The organism is Treponema socranskii subsp. buccale (genome assembly GCF_024181585.1).
Classification (GTDB): domain Bacteria; phylum Spirochaetota; class Spirochaetia; order Treponematales; family Treponemataceae; genus Treponema_D; species Treponema_D buccale.
Map to the genome: position 1 here is coordinate 1735476 of NZ_CP054258.1, position 14601 is coordinate 1750076.

The 14601-nt window shown below is 51.5% G+C and carries 16 protein-coding genes; 2 read left to right on the plus strand and 14 right to left on the minus strand.

Annotated elements, in window-relative coordinates:
- Nucleotides 1-3 precede the first annotated feature (3 nt).
- The 13 genes from HRI97_RS07900 to HRI97_RS07960 form a co-directional block, all read right to left on the minus strand.
- Nucleotides 4-1260 carry a flagellar biosynthesis protein FlhF gene (locus tag HRI97_RS07900; protein WP_253724952.1) on the minus strand — a complete coding sequence of 419 codons (1257 nt, stop codon included), beginning with the start codon at nucleotides 1258-1260 and terminating at the stop codon, nucleotides 4-6.
- On the minus strand, nucleotides 1253-3427 hold the full coding sequence (locus HRI97_RS07905; protein WP_180486523.1) for a flagellar biosynthesis protein FlhA: 2175 nt from the start codon (nucleotides 3425-3427) through the stop codon (nucleotides 1253-1255). Before HRI97_RS07905 ends, HRI97_RS07900 begins: the two co-directional genes overlap by 8 nt.
- Nucleotides 3428-3444: 17 nt before the next feature.
- Nucleotides 3445-4557 (minus strand): flagellar biosynthesis protein FlhB, encoded by a 1113-nt coding sequence (gene flhB / locus HRI97_RS07910; protein ID WP_366794539.1) that lies wholly within the window; start codon nucleotides 4555-4557, stop codon nucleotides 3445-3447.
- A gap of 5 nt (nucleotides 4558-4562) precedes the next feature.
- Nucleotides 4563-5360 carry a flagellar biosynthetic protein FliR gene (gene fliR / locus HRI97_RS07915; RefSeq protein ID WP_253724954.1) on the minus strand — a complete coding sequence of 266 codons (798 nt, stop codon included), beginning with the start codon at nucleotides 5358-5360 and terminating at the stop codon, nucleotides 4563-4565.
- Nucleotides 5361-5377: 17 nt separating this feature from the next.
- A complete protein-coding gene (gene fliQ / locus HRI97_RS07920; RefSeq protein WP_180486526.1) occupies nucleotides 5378-5647 on the minus strand; it encodes a flagellar biosynthesis protein FliQ in 270 nt (89 codons plus the stop codon).
- A gap of 40 nt (nucleotides 5648-5687) precedes the next feature.
- Nucleotides 5688-6581 (minus strand): flagellar type III secretion system pore protein FliP, encoded by an 894-nt coding sequence (gene fliP / locus HRI97_RS07925; RefSeq protein ID WP_253724955.1) that lies wholly within the window; start codon nucleotides 6579-6581, stop codon nucleotides 5688-5690.
- Between the two features lie 43 nt (nucleotides 6582-6624).
- A complete protein-coding gene (locus tag HRI97_RS07930; RefSeq protein ID WP_180486528.1) occupies nucleotides 6625-7275 on the minus strand; it encodes a flagellar biosynthetic protein FliO in 651 nt (216 codons plus the stop codon).
- A 12-nt stretch (nucleotides 7276-7287) separates the two neighbouring features.
- Entirely contained in the window at nucleotides 7288-8406 is a 1119-nt protein-coding gene (gene fliN, locus HRI97_RS07935) for a flagellar motor switch protein FliN (protein WP_253724956.1), read from the minus strand.
- Entirely contained in the window at nucleotides 8399-9436 is a 1038-nt protein-coding gene (gene fliM, locus HRI97_RS07940) for a flagellar motor switch protein FliM (protein WP_180486530.1), read from the minus strand. Before fliM ends, fliN begins: the two co-directional genes overlap by 8 nt.
- Before the next feature lie 25 nt (nucleotides 9437-9461).
- Nucleotides 9462-10007, minus strand: coding sequence for a flagellar basal body-associated FliL family protein (locus tag HRI97_RS07945; protein WP_253724957.1), 546 nt, complete (start codon nucleotides 10005-10007; stop codon nucleotides 9462-9464).
- A 63-nt stretch (nucleotides 10008-10070) separates the two neighbouring features.
- The gene (gene motB / locus HRI97_RS07950; protein WP_180486532.1) at nucleotides 10071-10799 is read right to left on the minus strand and encodes a flagellar motor protein MotB; all 729 of its coding nucleotides are present in this window, start codon (nucleotides 10797-10799) and stop codon (nucleotides 10071-10073) included.
- Nucleotides 10800-10801: 2 nt separating this feature from the next.
- Nucleotides 10802-11584, minus strand: coding sequence for a motility protein A (locus HRI97_RS07955; RefSeq protein WP_253724958.1), 783 nt, complete (start codon nucleotides 11582-11584; stop codon nucleotides 10802-10804).
- A gap of 6 nt (nucleotides 11585-11590) precedes the next feature.
- Nucleotides 11591-11788, minus strand: coding sequence for a flagellar FlbD family protein (locus HRI97_RS07960; RefSeq protein WP_021331023.1), 198 nt, complete (start codon nucleotides 11786-11788; stop codon nucleotides 11591-11593).
- 326 nt (nucleotides 11789-12114) lie between these two features.
- Here HRI97_RS07960 and HRI97_RS07965 point away from each other — a divergent pair, with 326 nt between their 5' ends.
- Together HRI97_RS07965 and HRI97_RS07970 are read left to right on the plus strand one after the other, a co-directional pair.
- Entirely contained in the window at nucleotides 12115-12873 is a 759-nt protein-coding gene (locus tag HRI97_RS07965) for a response regulator transcription factor (protein WP_385971851.1), read from the plus strand.
- Entirely contained in the window at nucleotides 12870-14267 is a 1398-nt protein-coding gene (locus HRI97_RS07970) for a sensor histidine kinase (protein WP_253724959.1), read from the plus strand. Before HRI97_RS07965 ends, HRI97_RS07970 begins: the two co-directional genes overlap by 4 nt.
- Nucleotides 14268-14289: 22 nt before the next feature.
- Here the strand turns inward: HRI97_RS07970 and HRI97_RS12700 are convergent, their stop codons facing one another.
- The gene (locus HRI97_RS12700) at nucleotides 14290-14478 is read right to left on the minus strand and encodes a hypothetical protein (protein WP_436411276.1); all 189 of its coding nucleotides are present in this window, start codon (nucleotides 14476-14478) and stop codon (nucleotides 14290-14292) included.
- Nucleotides 14479-14601 lie beyond the last annotated feature (123 nt).

Here is a 14601-nt window from a genome sequence, read left to right on the forward strand (position 1 = left end):
ATTTTATTCTCCAAATTCATCTTCAATATGCACGCGATCGACATCGAAGCCCGAAAGCCTGATGAGAAACTGAACGACGTCCGCACGATGGATGTCCCGTACGACTTTTTGTCCGTCGGCGATATATGAAATCTTTTTGTTTTTTTCATGGAGCACGCTGATGACGTTTCCGTATTGCTTCGATTCGTCGCACTTCGTCACGATGACGGAATTATACCCGAACTGCTCGTAATTTTGCATGATGTTCGCCAGATCCGTTGCTTTTGTAGAAGCGGCGACGGCGAGGTGTATGTCGGGTTTCATGCCGCGCACGTCGAGAACGGCTTTCATCTTGCCGATGTTTTCGGTATCGTTCGGACTGTAGCCGCTCGTGTCGATAAAGATCGCGTCGAGGTTTTCGCGCTTTTCATCGTAGAGTTTTTTCAAGTCTTCGACCGTTTCCGCTTTTTCGAGTTCCGTTTCAAAGATCGTGCTGTACGAAGCGAGCTGTTCGTAAGCTCCGACGCGCATCGTGTCGGTCGTGATAAACGCGAACGACGGAATCCTGCGCTCCTCTCTCTTCGCTTCGCTCACCATCTTCGTCGCAAGCTTTACGAGCGTCGTCGTCTTGCCGACTCCCGTAGGGCCTACGATGACGACGACGTGGGGCGGGCGCTGGATTTTTTCCGGCGCGATCGAAATCGTCTTGCCGATCCAATCGACTACTTTGCGTTCTACGGCTTTAAAATCGTCGAGCGCATCGAGCGTAAAATTCGATTGCAGTTTTTCCGTTATCTCATTGATGTATGAAAACGTAAATTCGTTTTCTTCCAAAAGGCTTTCGATTTTTTTGATCGACGGATGTTTTTCCGAAGCGGCGAAAGAAATACTTTTCAGCTGCTTCGAAAAATTCTCCTCCATTTGCGTCATACGGGCATTCAGTGCGGTATTGAAAGCCGTCATCTGAGCCGCGCGTAAAAGGTCGTCTTTGGTTTTATTGAACGCGGCGGCCGCTTCAAGCGCATCCGTTCCGTCCCCGGATGAAAGCCTCGTCGTATGTGCGGCCGCGTTTTTTGACACGTCGTCTTCGCGGTCTACCGTATAAGAAACTTCGACGACTTCTTTTTGCCCGATGCCGAAAAATCCGCCTTTGAGCATCGTGCGTTTTCCGCAGATCGTATACTCGTTATTGAATTTTTCAAACAGCTTCGCTTTGCATTCGTCGAGCGTCCGTCCCGTCATCTTCAATACGGGCATGTCCCGTCTTTCTGCGCTATACATTCTGTATCGTCACTCCTGCTTTATCTTCTGCGATTTCCCCGAGCACTTCGACTTTTATGCTTCTGCCGGCGGCGATTATCTCTCTGTCGGAAATAACGATGATGTCGGGCATTTCGCGATTCGTCATATTCCACACGAGGCGGCGTACCATAGACGAACACATAACGATCGGAAGCCAACCCTTGCTTCGAATCGCGTTATAGCCGCCGTGTATCGCGCGCTCCCATATCCGCAAATCGACCGGATCGAGGGCGACGAAGGGCTCCGTACCCGCACTCTTTGCCGTGTGATCGAGCAGGAGCTGCGACAGCTCCTGCGACAAACTCATAACGCGAAGCGTATTGTCTTCGTCGGCGTACTGTTTGCATATCTGGAGTCCGAGCGCTTCGCGCACTTTTTCCGTAAGATCCCACGCGTTGTGCGTGATAGGCCCGAAGTTCGCAAGCGTTTCGAGGATGACGACGATGTTGCGTATCGACACGCGCTCCTGCAAAAGCATCTTCAACACTTTTTCGATATCGCCGTAGGTGAATTTGCATTTTTCGCTGTTGAGCACTTCGTCGACGACGACCGGATTCGTCTCTTTGATATTGTTGATGATCCTCGACACTTCCTGCCGTCCGATGATCTCCGCCGCATGCGCTTTGATGATTTCCGTCAAATGCGTCGCGATGATCGTCGGAGGATCGACGACGGTATAGCCGTTCCGCTCGGCTTCCGCCCGTTTTTCTTCCGGCAGCCAAATCGCGTTCATGCCGAAAGCGGGGTCTTTCGTTTTTTCTCCCTGCATTTCTTCGGTTACCGTACCGGTATTCATGCACATATAGTAACCGAGCCTGATCGTGCTCCTCCCCGCTTCGATACCGCGGATTTTAAAACTGTATTCGTTCGGATCGAGCGTCATATTGTCGACGATGCGGATCGGCGGAACGATGAGTCCCATATCGAGAGCGGCTTCGTGCCGTATGCGCGTAATCCGTTCGAGAAGTTCCGCGCCTTTTTCTTTGTCGACGAGCGGGATGAGCGCATAGCCGAGTTCGAGCGACAGCGTATCGAGCGGAGCGATCGCCGCAGCATCCGAGGGACTTGCGCCGCCCGTCTTTTCTTTTGCCGTAGCGGCGGCGGCCTGCGCTTTTTCGCGCACTTGAGAAGCTGCAATACGGTACCCCATAAAAAAGAAAAATGCTCCGAGCAAAATCAAAAGCACCGTCGCTCCCGCGCCGTTTCCGATAAACGCGATACCCATAAACGCGAGAGCCGCTCCTACGATTTCGTAGATGTGTCCGTCGATCGTAAAGTTTTTCGAAAGCTGTTTGTCGAAGGCCTCGTCCGTGCTGCTTCCCGTAACGATGAGACCGGTCGCAAACGAAAGCATGAGAGAAGGGATCTGCGACATAAGACCGTCACCGATCGTGAGTTTCGCATAGGATAAAAGAGCGTCTCCCGCCGACATGCGATTGATCGCCATACCGACGGCAAATCCGCCGAAGATGTTTATCGCCGTGATAAAGATGCCGGCTTTAACGTTGCCCGAAACGAATTTCGAAGCACCGTCCATCGTCGAATAAAAATCGACCGAGCGATCGAGGGCTTCCTGTTCTTTTTGCGCTTCTTCTTCCGTTATGATACCGCTGTTGAGACGATTGCCGATATCGAATTTTTTCGTACTCATCGAATCGAGGGAAAACCGCGCGGCGACTTCCGATACGCGCGTGGCCCCTTTTGTGATGACGACGACCTGCACAACGATCAAAATAATAAAAATCACAAAGCCGATGACGACAGGCGTCGCACCCGTCCCCCCGCCGGTGACGATGTTCGCAAAAGCCTGCACCATGACGCTTTGACTTTTCGAAAGCCCCGCGGGGTTTACGGGGTTTGCGAGGATGAGACGCGTCGAAGAGATATTGATGCCGAGCCCGAAAAGCGTCATAAACAAAAGCACGCGCGGGAACGTTACGAAATTCGTCGCGCGCGGCGTATACATGACGATGAGCAGGACGACGATCGAAAACGCGATATTGAGCGCCATCGAAAAATCGATGAGGATGCGAGGCATGGGTATGACGAGAAAGAGCGCAACGACGACGACTGCGACGCCGACGATATTGCGCTGCAAAAAATTTAAAATGCTTTCGTTTGAAATTCGTCTCGCTTCATCAGGCATCAGTCCCCACCCGCCTACTAAAGCCGTTTATGCAAATTCATAACATGAGCATAGATATCGGCAATAATTCTAAAATATTCTTCCGGTATTATATCACCAACATTCGTGTTTGCATAGAGACCGCGCGCGACGGGGCGGTTTTCCACAACGGGCACGTCGTTTTCTTCGGCTATCCTGCGCATGGAAAATGCGACTTCGTCTTCGCCCTTCGCGGTAACGCGCGGCGCTTCGTAGCCTGAAGCCGCATCGTATTTCAACGCGACGGCGAAGTGCGTCGGGTTCGTAATGACGACATCGGATTCCCTGACGGCCTGCGGCATGTTTTGCTGCAGGATGGCGCGCTCGGCCTGCTGCAGCCTGTTTTTTACTTCGGGGTCGCCTTCGAATTCTTTATATTCCTCTTTTACTTCCTGTTTCGTCATCTTCATCTGTTCCATAAATTCGCGCCGCTGCACAAAATAATCGGGAATGGCGATGACGAGAAATACGATGCTCGCCATTATTAAAATTTCGGCGCTCATGATACCGATGTGACGGATCGCCATGCCGATGTTCCCGTTTTGAATTTCGAGCATGAGAATCGGAACGTCTCGACGGAGCAGCATAAAAGCGAGTATCGAAATGACGGTTACTTTACCGAGCGATTTCGCGACGTTGAAAAGTCCGCGCAGCGAAAAAAGCGTGTTGCGGAAATACTGAACGAAGTTCGGAACGATTTTTTGAAACTTCGGTTCGATCGTCTTCGTCGTAAAGATAAAGCTGCGGTTTTGAATGATATTTCCCGCAATGCCGCCGACAATACCGATGATGCCGATCGGCAGCACGAGGCGCAAAAAAAAATAATAAAATACGCGCGCGATCGCGGGATCGTTTACGCTCGATGAAGCGCAGCGCGAAAAATAGTAACGGAAAATCCCGGTACATTCTTTCAACATCGAAGGCGCAAAGACGATGAGGAGCACGACGCACAAAAGCATGACGAAGGCGCTGTTGAGTTCGGCGCTTTTTGCGACGCGGCCCTCCCGCCTCGCTTTTTCAAGCTTGTATTCCGACGGCTCTTCGGTTCTGCCTTCGTCTTCCGCGGCGAACCACTGAAGGTCGATATACAGATACGGCGGTACGGGAAGCATATCGTTCACGAAGCGCCTCCCGAAAAAAGCGCGATAAGAGACGTGATGCCTGCGTTAAACGAGCGTTCGAAAAAATCGCACAGCTGGGGCATGAGCGCCGTGATGACGAAAAAAGACGTAAGCAAAAGCAGCGCGAACCCTTCGGACAAAAGATTCATCTGAGGAGCGGCCCGCGCGAGGATTCCCATACAGATATTGATAAGCAAAAGCGTGCCCATAAGCGGAAGCGCGATGACGAGCGAAGAAGCGAAAAGCTCGGTGAGGCTTCCGACCAAAAATCGCACGATGCGTTCTTTCGCTTCGAGGAGGGCAAATACGTTCATCGACGCAAAGCTTGAAACGAGTCCTCGCAAAAACAGTTTTTGAAACCACTTGCTCTGCAAAAAAAGCAGCATCGCGACGAGATTCAAATACTGCCCCATGAGCGGGTTTTCGACTTGCGCGAGCGCGTCGTAGACTTCGGATGCGCTCAAGCCCATTTGAAACGCAAAAAACTGACCTGCAGTGCTGAATGCGGCAAAGAGGATCGTGATAAAAAAACCGATGATGAGTCCGATCATCGCTTCTCCCGCAAGTAAAAACGCATACGACAAATCGAAAAGACCGCTCGAGGAAATATACGGAGCGTAGGATGAAAAATCGACGTGCGGAATGAGGGCGTATGCCATATAGCCTGCAAGCGCTATCTTCGCCGCCCTCGGCACCGAGCGCATCGAAAAGAGCGGCAGCGTCATCAAAAGCGCAAAACAGCGGACGGCAATGAGCAAAAATATCGGCGCATGACTTACGATACGATCGATCACCGCTTTCGTCCTTATCTCTAGCGCGCCATGAGCGGTATGAGATTAAAAAGAGAAACCGTGTAATTTCTGAGATGCGTAAACATCCAGCCTCCAAGGAGCGCCAGCATCGCAAGGATCGTCAAAACTTTCGGCAAAAACGTCAGCGTCTGTTCCTGAATCGACGTCGTCGCTTGAAAGATCGCAACGACGAGCCCGACGAGGAGAGCGGCGCCGAGTACGGGAGCTGCGAGGATAAAAATTTCAAATACGCCGCCGCGAATTAAATTGACAAGCTGTCCTATCGACATCGCTTTTTATCATCCTCCTAAAATCGAATCACCGATTTTTTCAGCGCAAAACGGAAACGAAAAGCTGCTGCGTCAAAAGCCCCCATCCGTCGACGAGGACGAAGAGCATCAGTTTGAACGGCATCGAAATCTGTACCGGCGGCAGCATCATCATGCCCATCGACATGAGGATACTCGCGACGACCATATCGATAATGATAAACGGAATGTAAAGCAGCACACCGATTTTAAACGCGACGGTAAGCTCGTGCAAAATGTAAGCGGGCACGAGGATATGCGTCGGAACGTCGGCGAGCGTATTCGGCCGATCCATCCTCGCCATAGACATAAAAAGGGAAATGGAGCTCGTATCTTCGGCCATCTGCGTATACATAAAAATGCGCATCGGAGCTTCGGCTTCGCGGTACGCCTCTTCGACGCCGATCTCTCCGCTCGAAAGCGGACGGAACGAATTGTCGTACACCCTCGTAAAAGTCGGCCACATGACAAAAAGCGTCATAAAAAACGCGATTCCGTTGAGCACGGCGGTCGGCGGCACTTGCTGCAGAGAAAGCGCGCGTTTAATAAAATCGAGGACGATCGAAAAACGCAAAAAGCACGTCGTCAAAATCAAAATGCTCGGCGCAAGCGTGAGCACCGTAAGCAAAAGGAGCACTTGTACCGAAAACGCGACTTCCCTGCCCGTTTGAGGCTGCGTAACCCTTATATCGACGTTCGGCACGACAGGATTCCGCACATTGCGATTCATCTCCGTCGTACCCCTCGCCGATCCTTCGGGAAAATTATTATTCTGCTGAGCGGAAAGAGCTGTGCCGCATAAAAAGAGAGCAAGGACGACCAGAATACGAACGATGCGCTTCGCCCGTATTCGATGTGTTTTTTTTCCGGCACAAATAGGCGGCCTACGATAACGCTCGCCATAGCCCACCCGCATTCGATACGTTTTTTTCCCGGCACAAATAGATGACTCACTCATATCACTTTTCCGAATCGAGGCGGCGTCTCTGCGTTCGCAGCATATCGCGCGCTTTATCGCCGTCGCCGCTGAAAACGCTTTCGCCTTTTTTTGTTCCCTGCGGCATAAAGATCGAAAGGATATCGCCGAAATTCCGCGGCCTCTTTACGTTTTGACGAGTATCCGCATAGAGGTTCATCGCGTGGATCGTCTCTTTGTCGGTAACTTCACCGATGAGGTTGACCGCGTTGTCGGTAACGCCGATCAAATACGCTTTATCGTCGAGGAGCGAAACGACGTGCACCGATTTTCCGGGCGCGATCGATACGGAAGAGACGACGCGCAAAAATTGATCGCCTTCTCCGACATCTTTATTCATGCTGCGCTTCATGAGGTAGACGACCGCGTACACGCAGGCGACGACGACGGCGAGGACAAGGATCATGCGGATAAAAAGCCAAAGCGTCGATGCGGGCCGCTCTGCTGCGGCGGATGAAAGCGCGGGATCGGCTATCGGAAGAGACGATTCGTCGACGGCAGCAGTTTCAGTCCGCTCGATGCGCGTATCTTCGGTCACCTGTGCTTGCGCGTACGGCGGAAAAGATACGGCGACGAGCAAAAACGAAAACGCCGCCGTTTTTAATAATTTCGAGTATTGCAACTGTTCCCCCACCCTGTAAAAGTATCAGTGCAGTTCCGTCACCCTCTCGATCGAAGACAGGATTTCGGTAACGCGCACACCGAAGTTTTCGTCGATGACGACGACTTCGCCCTTTGCGATCGGCTTATGATTGACAAGGATATCGACCGGCTCACCGGCAAGTTTGTCGAGCTCTATGATCGTACCTTCTCCCATGCCGAGAATGTCTTTTATCTGTTTTTTCGTGCGGCCGAGCTCTACGGTCATCTCCATGTACACGTCCATGATAAGACCGATATTGCCCTGTTCGCCGCTCCCGGCCATATTGCCTTGGAGCATCGGGTACTGCAGCGACTGTACGTTCGGAATGCCGCTTCCCATCTGCCCCATCATGGGCATCGACTGTCCCATGTTCATACCCTGTCCCATATTCATACCGGGAGATGCCATCGTTCCGACGGATGCGATGTCGGCGGCGCTGAGCGTTCCGCCCGTATTCATCTCGGGAGCCGAAGTTCCGCTTCCGAGCGCTCTGATCATCTGTTCTGCGGCCGTCGCTCCGACCGCTTCCCACAATGTATAGCCCTGCCCGTCGAGCGAAAGAGGATAATTGAAAAGGACGAATTGATTTTGCGGAACTCGTATCATCGCTTTCGGATCGTTGCGCGCAGTGGGCGGATTGCACGAAATCCCGGAAATCTTGCCCGTCTTTTCGAGGGCTTGGATTTCATCGTTCGTGTGCGTCGACACGGTTTCGGCGATAACGGAAAGCGCCATATCGTCGATGTCCGCGTTATCCTCTTTATTCATAAGACCGACGATCTTTTGCGCAAACTCGGGTGCGAGTATGTACAGGTGATCACCGACCAATCCGCTCGAAAAGTCGGCGAGAACATTGACGACGACTTCCGGCAGCTTTGCCAAGAGGCGGTCGCGGTCGAGCTGCTCGACGACGGGAGTATCGGCCGAAAAATTCGCACCGGTCATTTTGTTGAGATTTTCTGCGAACGGCGTTTTGAGTTCATCCGCAAATTTCTGCAGAACGGCGGTATCCAGCTGTACGGAAGGCATTCCTCCGACTCTGCCGGATGAATTGAGGCCGTCTACGGACACACCCGAAAGCAGAGCATCAATCTCATCCTGCGATATTGCACCATCACTCATACGAATCATCTCCTTCTACAGAAAGTTCTTCAAAATCATCCGCCGAAATATCTTCCAATTTACCGGTTATCTGCACCGCCATCTTTTTTCCGACAACGCCCGGCTGGCAATAGAATTTCTTTCTGTTGCCCACGCTGAGCGTAAGCGGATCGCCGACACGGATATTCGACAGGCGCACGACATCTCCGGCACGGAGAGAGAGCACTTCGCGTATCGGCAAATCGATGGAGCCGACTTCGGCGACGACGTCCATTTCAACCGACGAAAGTTTTTCTTTCAGCGTTCCGAGGTACTGCGTCGTCGAACTTCTGCGCACCGAACTGAACCAAAATTGAGAGGACAGCTTTGAAATGATCGGCTCGATCGTCAAATACGGAATGCAGAAATTCATCATGCCTTCTTCTTCGCCGACTTTCATTTCAAGGGTAACGAGAACGACCATTTCCGAAGGAGGCACGATCTGCGCAAACTGCGGATTCGTTTCGATCTGTCCGAGCCGGGGGCGCAAATCGATAACCTGCGTCCACGCTTCCCGCATATTCGCGAGGATGCGTACGATGATGCCTTCCATAACCGACTGTTCGATATCGGTCAGATCGCGGTTTTTATTTCCGGTTGTCGAACCGCGGCCGCCGAACAGGCGATCGATCATGCAAAACGTGATCGTCGGATCGATTTCGAGCACCGCATTTCCTTTCAGCGGATCCATATTGACGACGGCAAGCGTCGTCGGCGTCGGAATGGATCGTATAAACTCTTCATACGTAAGCTGATCGACGGAAGCGACGTGAACGTGCACGAGGCTCCGCAGCTGAGCGGAAAGACTCGTCGTCGTCAAACGCGCAAAGGTTTCGTGCATGTTCGACACGGTGCGCAGCTGTTCTTTCGAAAATTTGTCGGGACGCTTAAAATCGTAAATCTTGATTTTACGCGTATCGCTGACCGGCTTAAAATCGTCGGTGTCGGAATCGCCCGAACTTATCGCGGTGAGCAGCTGATCTATTTCATCCTGTGACAGAACTTCGTTCATGCTTTTTCCTAATCAAACCGCCGTACTATTGCTCGATGACATCGAGCTGTTGAAACGAAACGTCGCGGATCTTCGAACCGCTTAAAATTTCGTCGTTGATCGCATTGCGCAATTCTATTTTCAATTTCTGTTCGTTTTGCGGCTTCAACTCGTCGATCGTCTTCTGTGTAAAATATCGGCGCAAATAATCGGTGAGTTCAACCCTCCGTTCGGTTATTTCCGTCGCCGCAACCCTGTCGTCTTTTTTATAACCGAGGAACACGTTGACGACGACGCTCGCAGGGACGTCGTCGCTCGTTCTCGTTCTGATGGCTCCGAGCGATGAGTACCAGTCGAGCACTTCCCGCTGCGCATGGTATTCGTCGCTCATCGGGATCGCCGTCTGCGCCGACGTATTGCTCGAAACGACACGCACCGTAACGAACACGACGACGACGATGAGGATCACCGCGCCGAGCGCTATGAGTATCCATTTTAATAATCCGGGAACAAGTCCGCCGATTCCTTTTCCTTTCGCACCGCTTCCGCCGTCGGACGCGCTTTCGTCGAAATTAATATCGTTGTCTGCCATGATCCCCACCTATACAAACGCACGGTTTACATTCTAAGGAATATTTAATTATATATTGTACCATCAAAAGTGTCCTTCGTCTAGGATAATTATATCGACCCGCCGGTTGTAGGCTCTGCCTTCGGGCGTATCGTTCGAAAACATCGGACGCGTATCCGCATAGCCCGCTATCGAAAACCGCCGCTCGTCTACGCCGAAGTCTGCAAGGTAGTGAAGCACGTTCATCGCACGGGCGGCCGAAAGCTCCCAGTTGCTTGCATACGGGGAAGACGAAGAAACGGGCGTATCGTCGGTGTGACCTTCGATGCGGAATCTCCTCGCTTTCAGTTCGGGATCCCTAAAAAACTCGGAAAGGCGCAAGAGCGTTTCGCGCGTTTCGTCGATGTCGAGCGCAGCGCTTCCTTCGGCGAAAAAACTGTCGGATGCGAGCGTGATGACGAGCCCCCGCTCGTCGCTCGTTATCGTTATCCTGTTCGATTTGACGTCGGGTGCAAAAAGGCTTACCGCTTTTTTTCGCGCGTTTGCAAGCGAGCGGCCTTTTTCCATCGCCGGAAGCGAATTGATATTGTTTCCCAAATCCGCAAGCCGTCCCGTCGAAAGCGCCAAGCCGCCCGCCGTCGTTTCCGTTTCGCGCATTTGGAGCGCCTGCGTGATCGTCGCAAGCTGCGTGATATCGACTTCCGTCGGATTGTACAGCATGACGAAAAAACAGAGCATGAGCGTGATCATATCGCCGTAAGTCGTTTGCCACGCGGTTGACGGCTTTTCGGGCTGTTTGCTTTTCCGCGCCATACTCAATCCTTCAAAACGTCGGCTTCGATCGCGTGCCGCGCGACGGGGTCGAGGTACGTGAGCAGCTTTTGCGCCATGATACGCGGGTTTTCTCCCGCCTGAATCGCAAGCACGCCTTCGATGACCATCTCTTTCGTCCGCATTTCAGCGGCGTTGTGACCGATGAGCTTTTGCGCGATAGGGCCGATGATCCAGTTCGCCATCAAAGAACCGTAGAGCGTCGTGATAAGAGCGACCGCCATGTTCGGGCCGATAGCCGATTTATCTTCCATGTTGCGCAACATGCCGATAAGACCGACGACGGTTCCCATCATACCGAAGCCCGGCGCAAGACCCGCCCACTGATTTACGAGACTTATCCACGTCATGTGGCGTGCTTCGCATTGGTTCATTTCGTTTTCCATAATCGAACGGATGACCTGCCCGTCCGTACCGTCGACGACAAGGCGAAGACCGTTACGCATAAAGGTATCTTCGATATCGTCGAGGCCGTCTTCGAGGGCGAGGATGCCTTCACGCCTCGCTTTTTCGGAAAGCGCGACCATATTTTGGATGATCTGTTTTTCGCCGAAATCGTAAATTCTAAAGGCGCGGGCCATGATGCGGAAGATGCCGATACATCGGGAAATCGGAGCGCAGAGCCACAGAGAAAAATACGAACCGCCTATCGTCATAAAGACGGAAGGTACGTCGAACACGCCTCTCAACGAACCGCCGGAAAAGATAACCGACACCATGATACACGCGCCGCCGCCGATGATTCCGATTATTGTCGCTATATCCATAATTCCTCACACCTCTTGCGTATTGATGCCGATCTTTTTTCGATAGGCTATGATCTTTTCGATGATATCTTCGGGTTTGTCTTTTACGACGATTTTTCTGCCCGACAGCATCGCAAGCGTCAAATCGGGATTTTCTTCCATGCTTTCGATCATGTGCGGATTGATCCAATACTTTTTTCCGTTTAAACGCATCACTTCGATCATCGTTATATAATGCTCCGATTGCTTCGAGCCGTCAAGTATTTCAACGAATCGGCAGACTGCCCCTTCGTCGAATAAAAAAATCGCGTCATTTCATTATCGGCTAAGCCGATATACTTGTTTACGGATAATTTTCCGTTTTTTGAGCATAAAAAACTGTTATTACCGCGTGAGGTCACGCGTTTCCGTTGCGCGTTTTTCCGTTTTATATTAAATTATTAAAAGGTCGAATGCCGAGTTTTGAAAGCATTTCTAAATAAAACTGTGCTTTCGGCGAGAACTTCGTTCGCTGCGCTCACTACCGAGTTTGCTCTGCAAACTCGCCGTGTATGCCGCAGTCGAACTTGAAAGGAAAGCTTATGGGCGCCCGTATTTTTATTATAGAAGATGTTTCCGAAATTGCCAATCTCATCGCGATGTATCTGTCAAAAGCGGGCATGGACGCATTATCGTTCGGTACGGCGGAAGATGCGCTCGAAAAACTGAAATCGGACACGGCGCCCGACCTCGTCATCCTCGATTTGAATCTTCCCGGCATGAGCGGTTTCGAATTCCTCAAAAAATTCCGCGCCGAATACAAAACGACGATACCCGTCGTCATCGTCTCCGCGCGCGACGCCGACGAAGACATCATAAAAACGCTCGGCTTCGGAGCGGACGAATTCGTCACAAAGCCTTTTTCTCCGCGCGTTCTCGTCGCGCGCGTTCAGGCAAACCTCAGGAGACAGGCGGCAACAGAAGCCGCTGCAGAAGAGACGATTTCGTTCGGGCCGTATACGCTCCTTTTAAACAGCTGCGTACTCAAAGAAGGCGCTCAAAAAATCGCCCTGTCGGCAAAAGAGTACGCCGTTCTCGAATACCTCGTCAAACATGCGGGGGAAACGCTTTCGCCTGAAAAAATCTACGCGGACGTGTGGAAAGCGCAGTACGGCGACATAACCGCCGTCGCAGTGTACATCCAGCGGCTTCGCAAAAAAATCGAAAAGGATCCGTCGAATCCGGAATTTATTAAAACGGTGTTCGGACTCGGCTATTGCTTTTCGAAAGAATCGATCGCCTTCAGGCAGGGAGCGAAAAAAGACGCATGACGATCAGGCGCCAATTCCATATCCTTCTCGCGGCGATCATCGTCATTCCGATATGCTGCGCGCTTTTTATTCCGTCGTATCACTATTTTACGTCTCCGGTACGCGCGCTCATCCACGATTACAAAGAGCTGCGCAAAAGCGATACGTTCAAACTTTCGGTACGCGAATGGAGTAAGCTCCACGATTATATCCGCCGCCTGCCGCCCGACATGGAAGTCGCCGTTTTTTCGCTTTCAGGATCGGCCGATATTTTGATCTCATCGATCGCCGAACTCAAAGCGGGCACATCTCTCTCTCCGCTCGCGCTGTGGGGCTTCGCCTCTTCGACGAGCGATACGTATTTTTATCAATTTACGAGTTTTCGTTTTTCCGGGCGAAACGATACGATCGTCATTTTAACCCGCGTCGATAAATTCAACAAACGCGACAGGCACGGCATGGATTACGTCAATTATCTGGTCGGTATTTTGCTGTGCTTTGCAGTCCTCGTACTCATCATCATCGCAAAAATTTCGGGCGACATATTTACGTCGATCACGATTCTCGAACAGCGCACACAAAAGATCGCAGACGGAGATTTAAGCGTTCCGATCACCGACGACGCGAAACAGTCGAAAGCGAAGAGCAACGAAATCATTTCGCTGACCGAAAATCTTGAAAAGATGCGAAGCGCCCTCCTCGACGCGCACGAGCGGCGCACGCGATTTATCATGGGAATCAGCCACGACCTCCGCACGCCCGTCGCCGTCATCAAAGGTTACACCGAAGCGATTTCGGACGACGTCATCACCGATAAAAACGAAATAAAAAAATCGCTTGAAATAATCGCAACGAAGACGAACCGGCTCGAAAGCATGATCGATACGCTCATCAATTTTGTAAAACTCGACAGTGCGGATTGGCGGCAAAAGCTCGTTCCCGAAAGCGTCTTTACAGTCGTTTCCGAATTTGTAAAAAGCGCCGAAATGACCGGAGCGGTTTTCAAACGTAAAATAAAGTCGGCGATCGCCCTCTCTCCCGAATGCAAAGTGCCGATGGACAGGCAGCTTTTTTCCCGCGCGCTCGAAAATCTTTTGAGCAATGCGATACGCTATTCGAAAGAAGGAGATACAATCGCAATTTCAGCGACGGAGACGGATGACGCATGTATCGTGAGTGTCAGCGACACGGGAATCGGTATAGCGAAAAAAGACCTCGATCACATATTCGATATGTTTTACCGCGCAACCGATTCGCGCAGGGAAGAAGGCATGGGGATCGGGCTTTCCGTCGTAAAGAGCATCGTCGACACGCACGGCTGGACGATCGGCGTCGCATCGGAAGCGGGCAAAGGTTCGACGTTTACGATAACGATTCCGAAAAAAGCGGAGAGGGGCACTCACTGTTTTTCGTAGAGAGCGTCGACTTTGCAGCTCATCAGCAAGCCGGACTCATTCGCCGCTTTCGCTCGCGGCGGGAATGCTGCGCGAGGATGCAATCCGACGTAAGCGGATAGATGAGCGATACGCACGTGTCGTCGTATTTGTCGCCTTTATACACCGATTTGATTTCAAAGCGCAGCGTTACCGGACACGAAAGCTCTTGGGAGAGGACGATTTCCTGCAGATCGGGCGTGTTTTCGAGTTCTCCTTATTTTGCAAATTAGAGCAAAGTCTTTTAAATAAATATCCCCGAAAATAAATTCCTGTGATATAATAAAAAAGTCCCACAAGATGCGGGACTGTAGTC

Excerpts from the sequence above, each read along its gene's own strand:
- motB (WP_180486532.1), bottom strand. The coding sequence starts at position 10,799 with ATGGCGCGGAAAAGCAAACAGCCCGAAAAGCCGTCAACCGCGTGGCAA.
- fliM (WP_180486530.1), bottom strand. The coding sequence starts at position 9,436 with ATGAACGAAGTTCTGTCACAGGATGAAATAGATCAGCTGCTCACCGCG.
- HRI97_RS07900 (WP_253724952.1), bottom strand. The coding sequence starts at position 1,260 with ATGTATAGCGCAGAAAGACGGGACATGCCCGTATTGAAGATGACGGGA.
- HRI97_RS07970 (WP_253724959.1), top strand. The coding sequence starts at position 12,870 with ATGACGATCAGGCGCCAATTCCATATCCTTCTCGCGGCGATCATCGTC.
- fliN (WP_253724956.1), bottom strand. The coding sequence starts at position 8,406 with ATGAGTGATGGTGCAATATCGCAGGATGAGATTGATGCTCTGCTTTCG.
- HRI97_RS07945 (WP_253724957.1), bottom strand. The coding sequence starts at position 10,007 with ATGGCAGACAACGATATTAATTTCGACGAAAGCGCGTCCGACGGCGGA.
- HRI97_RS07905 (WP_180486523.1), bottom strand. The coding sequence starts at position 3,427 with ATGCCTGATGAAGCGAGACGAATTTCAAACGAAAGCATTTTAAATTTT.
- HRI97_RS07960 (WP_021331023.1), bottom strand. The coding sequence starts at position 11,788 with ATGATCGAAGTGATGCGTTTAAACGGAAAAAAGTATTGGATCAATCCG.
- fliP (WP_253724955.1), bottom strand. The coding sequence starts at position 6,581 with ATGCGGGTGGGCTATGGCGAGCGTTATCGTAGGCCGCCTATTTGTGCC.
- fliQ (WP_180486526.1), bottom strand. The coding sequence starts at position 5,647 with ATGTCGATAGGACAGCTTGTCAATTTAATTCGCGGCGGCGTATTTGAA.
- HRI97_RS07965 (WP_385971851.1), top strand. The coding sequence starts at position 12,115 with ATGCCGCAGTCGAACTTGAAAGGAAAGCTTATGGGCGCCCGTATTTTT.
- HRI97_RS07955 (WP_253724958.1), bottom strand. The coding sequence starts at position 11,584 with ATGGATATAGCGACAATAATCGGAATCATCGGCGGCGGCGCGTGTATC.
- flhB (WP_366794539.1), bottom strand. The coding sequence starts at position 4,557 with ATGCTTCCCGTACCGCCGTATCTGTATATCGACCTTCAGTGGTTCGCC.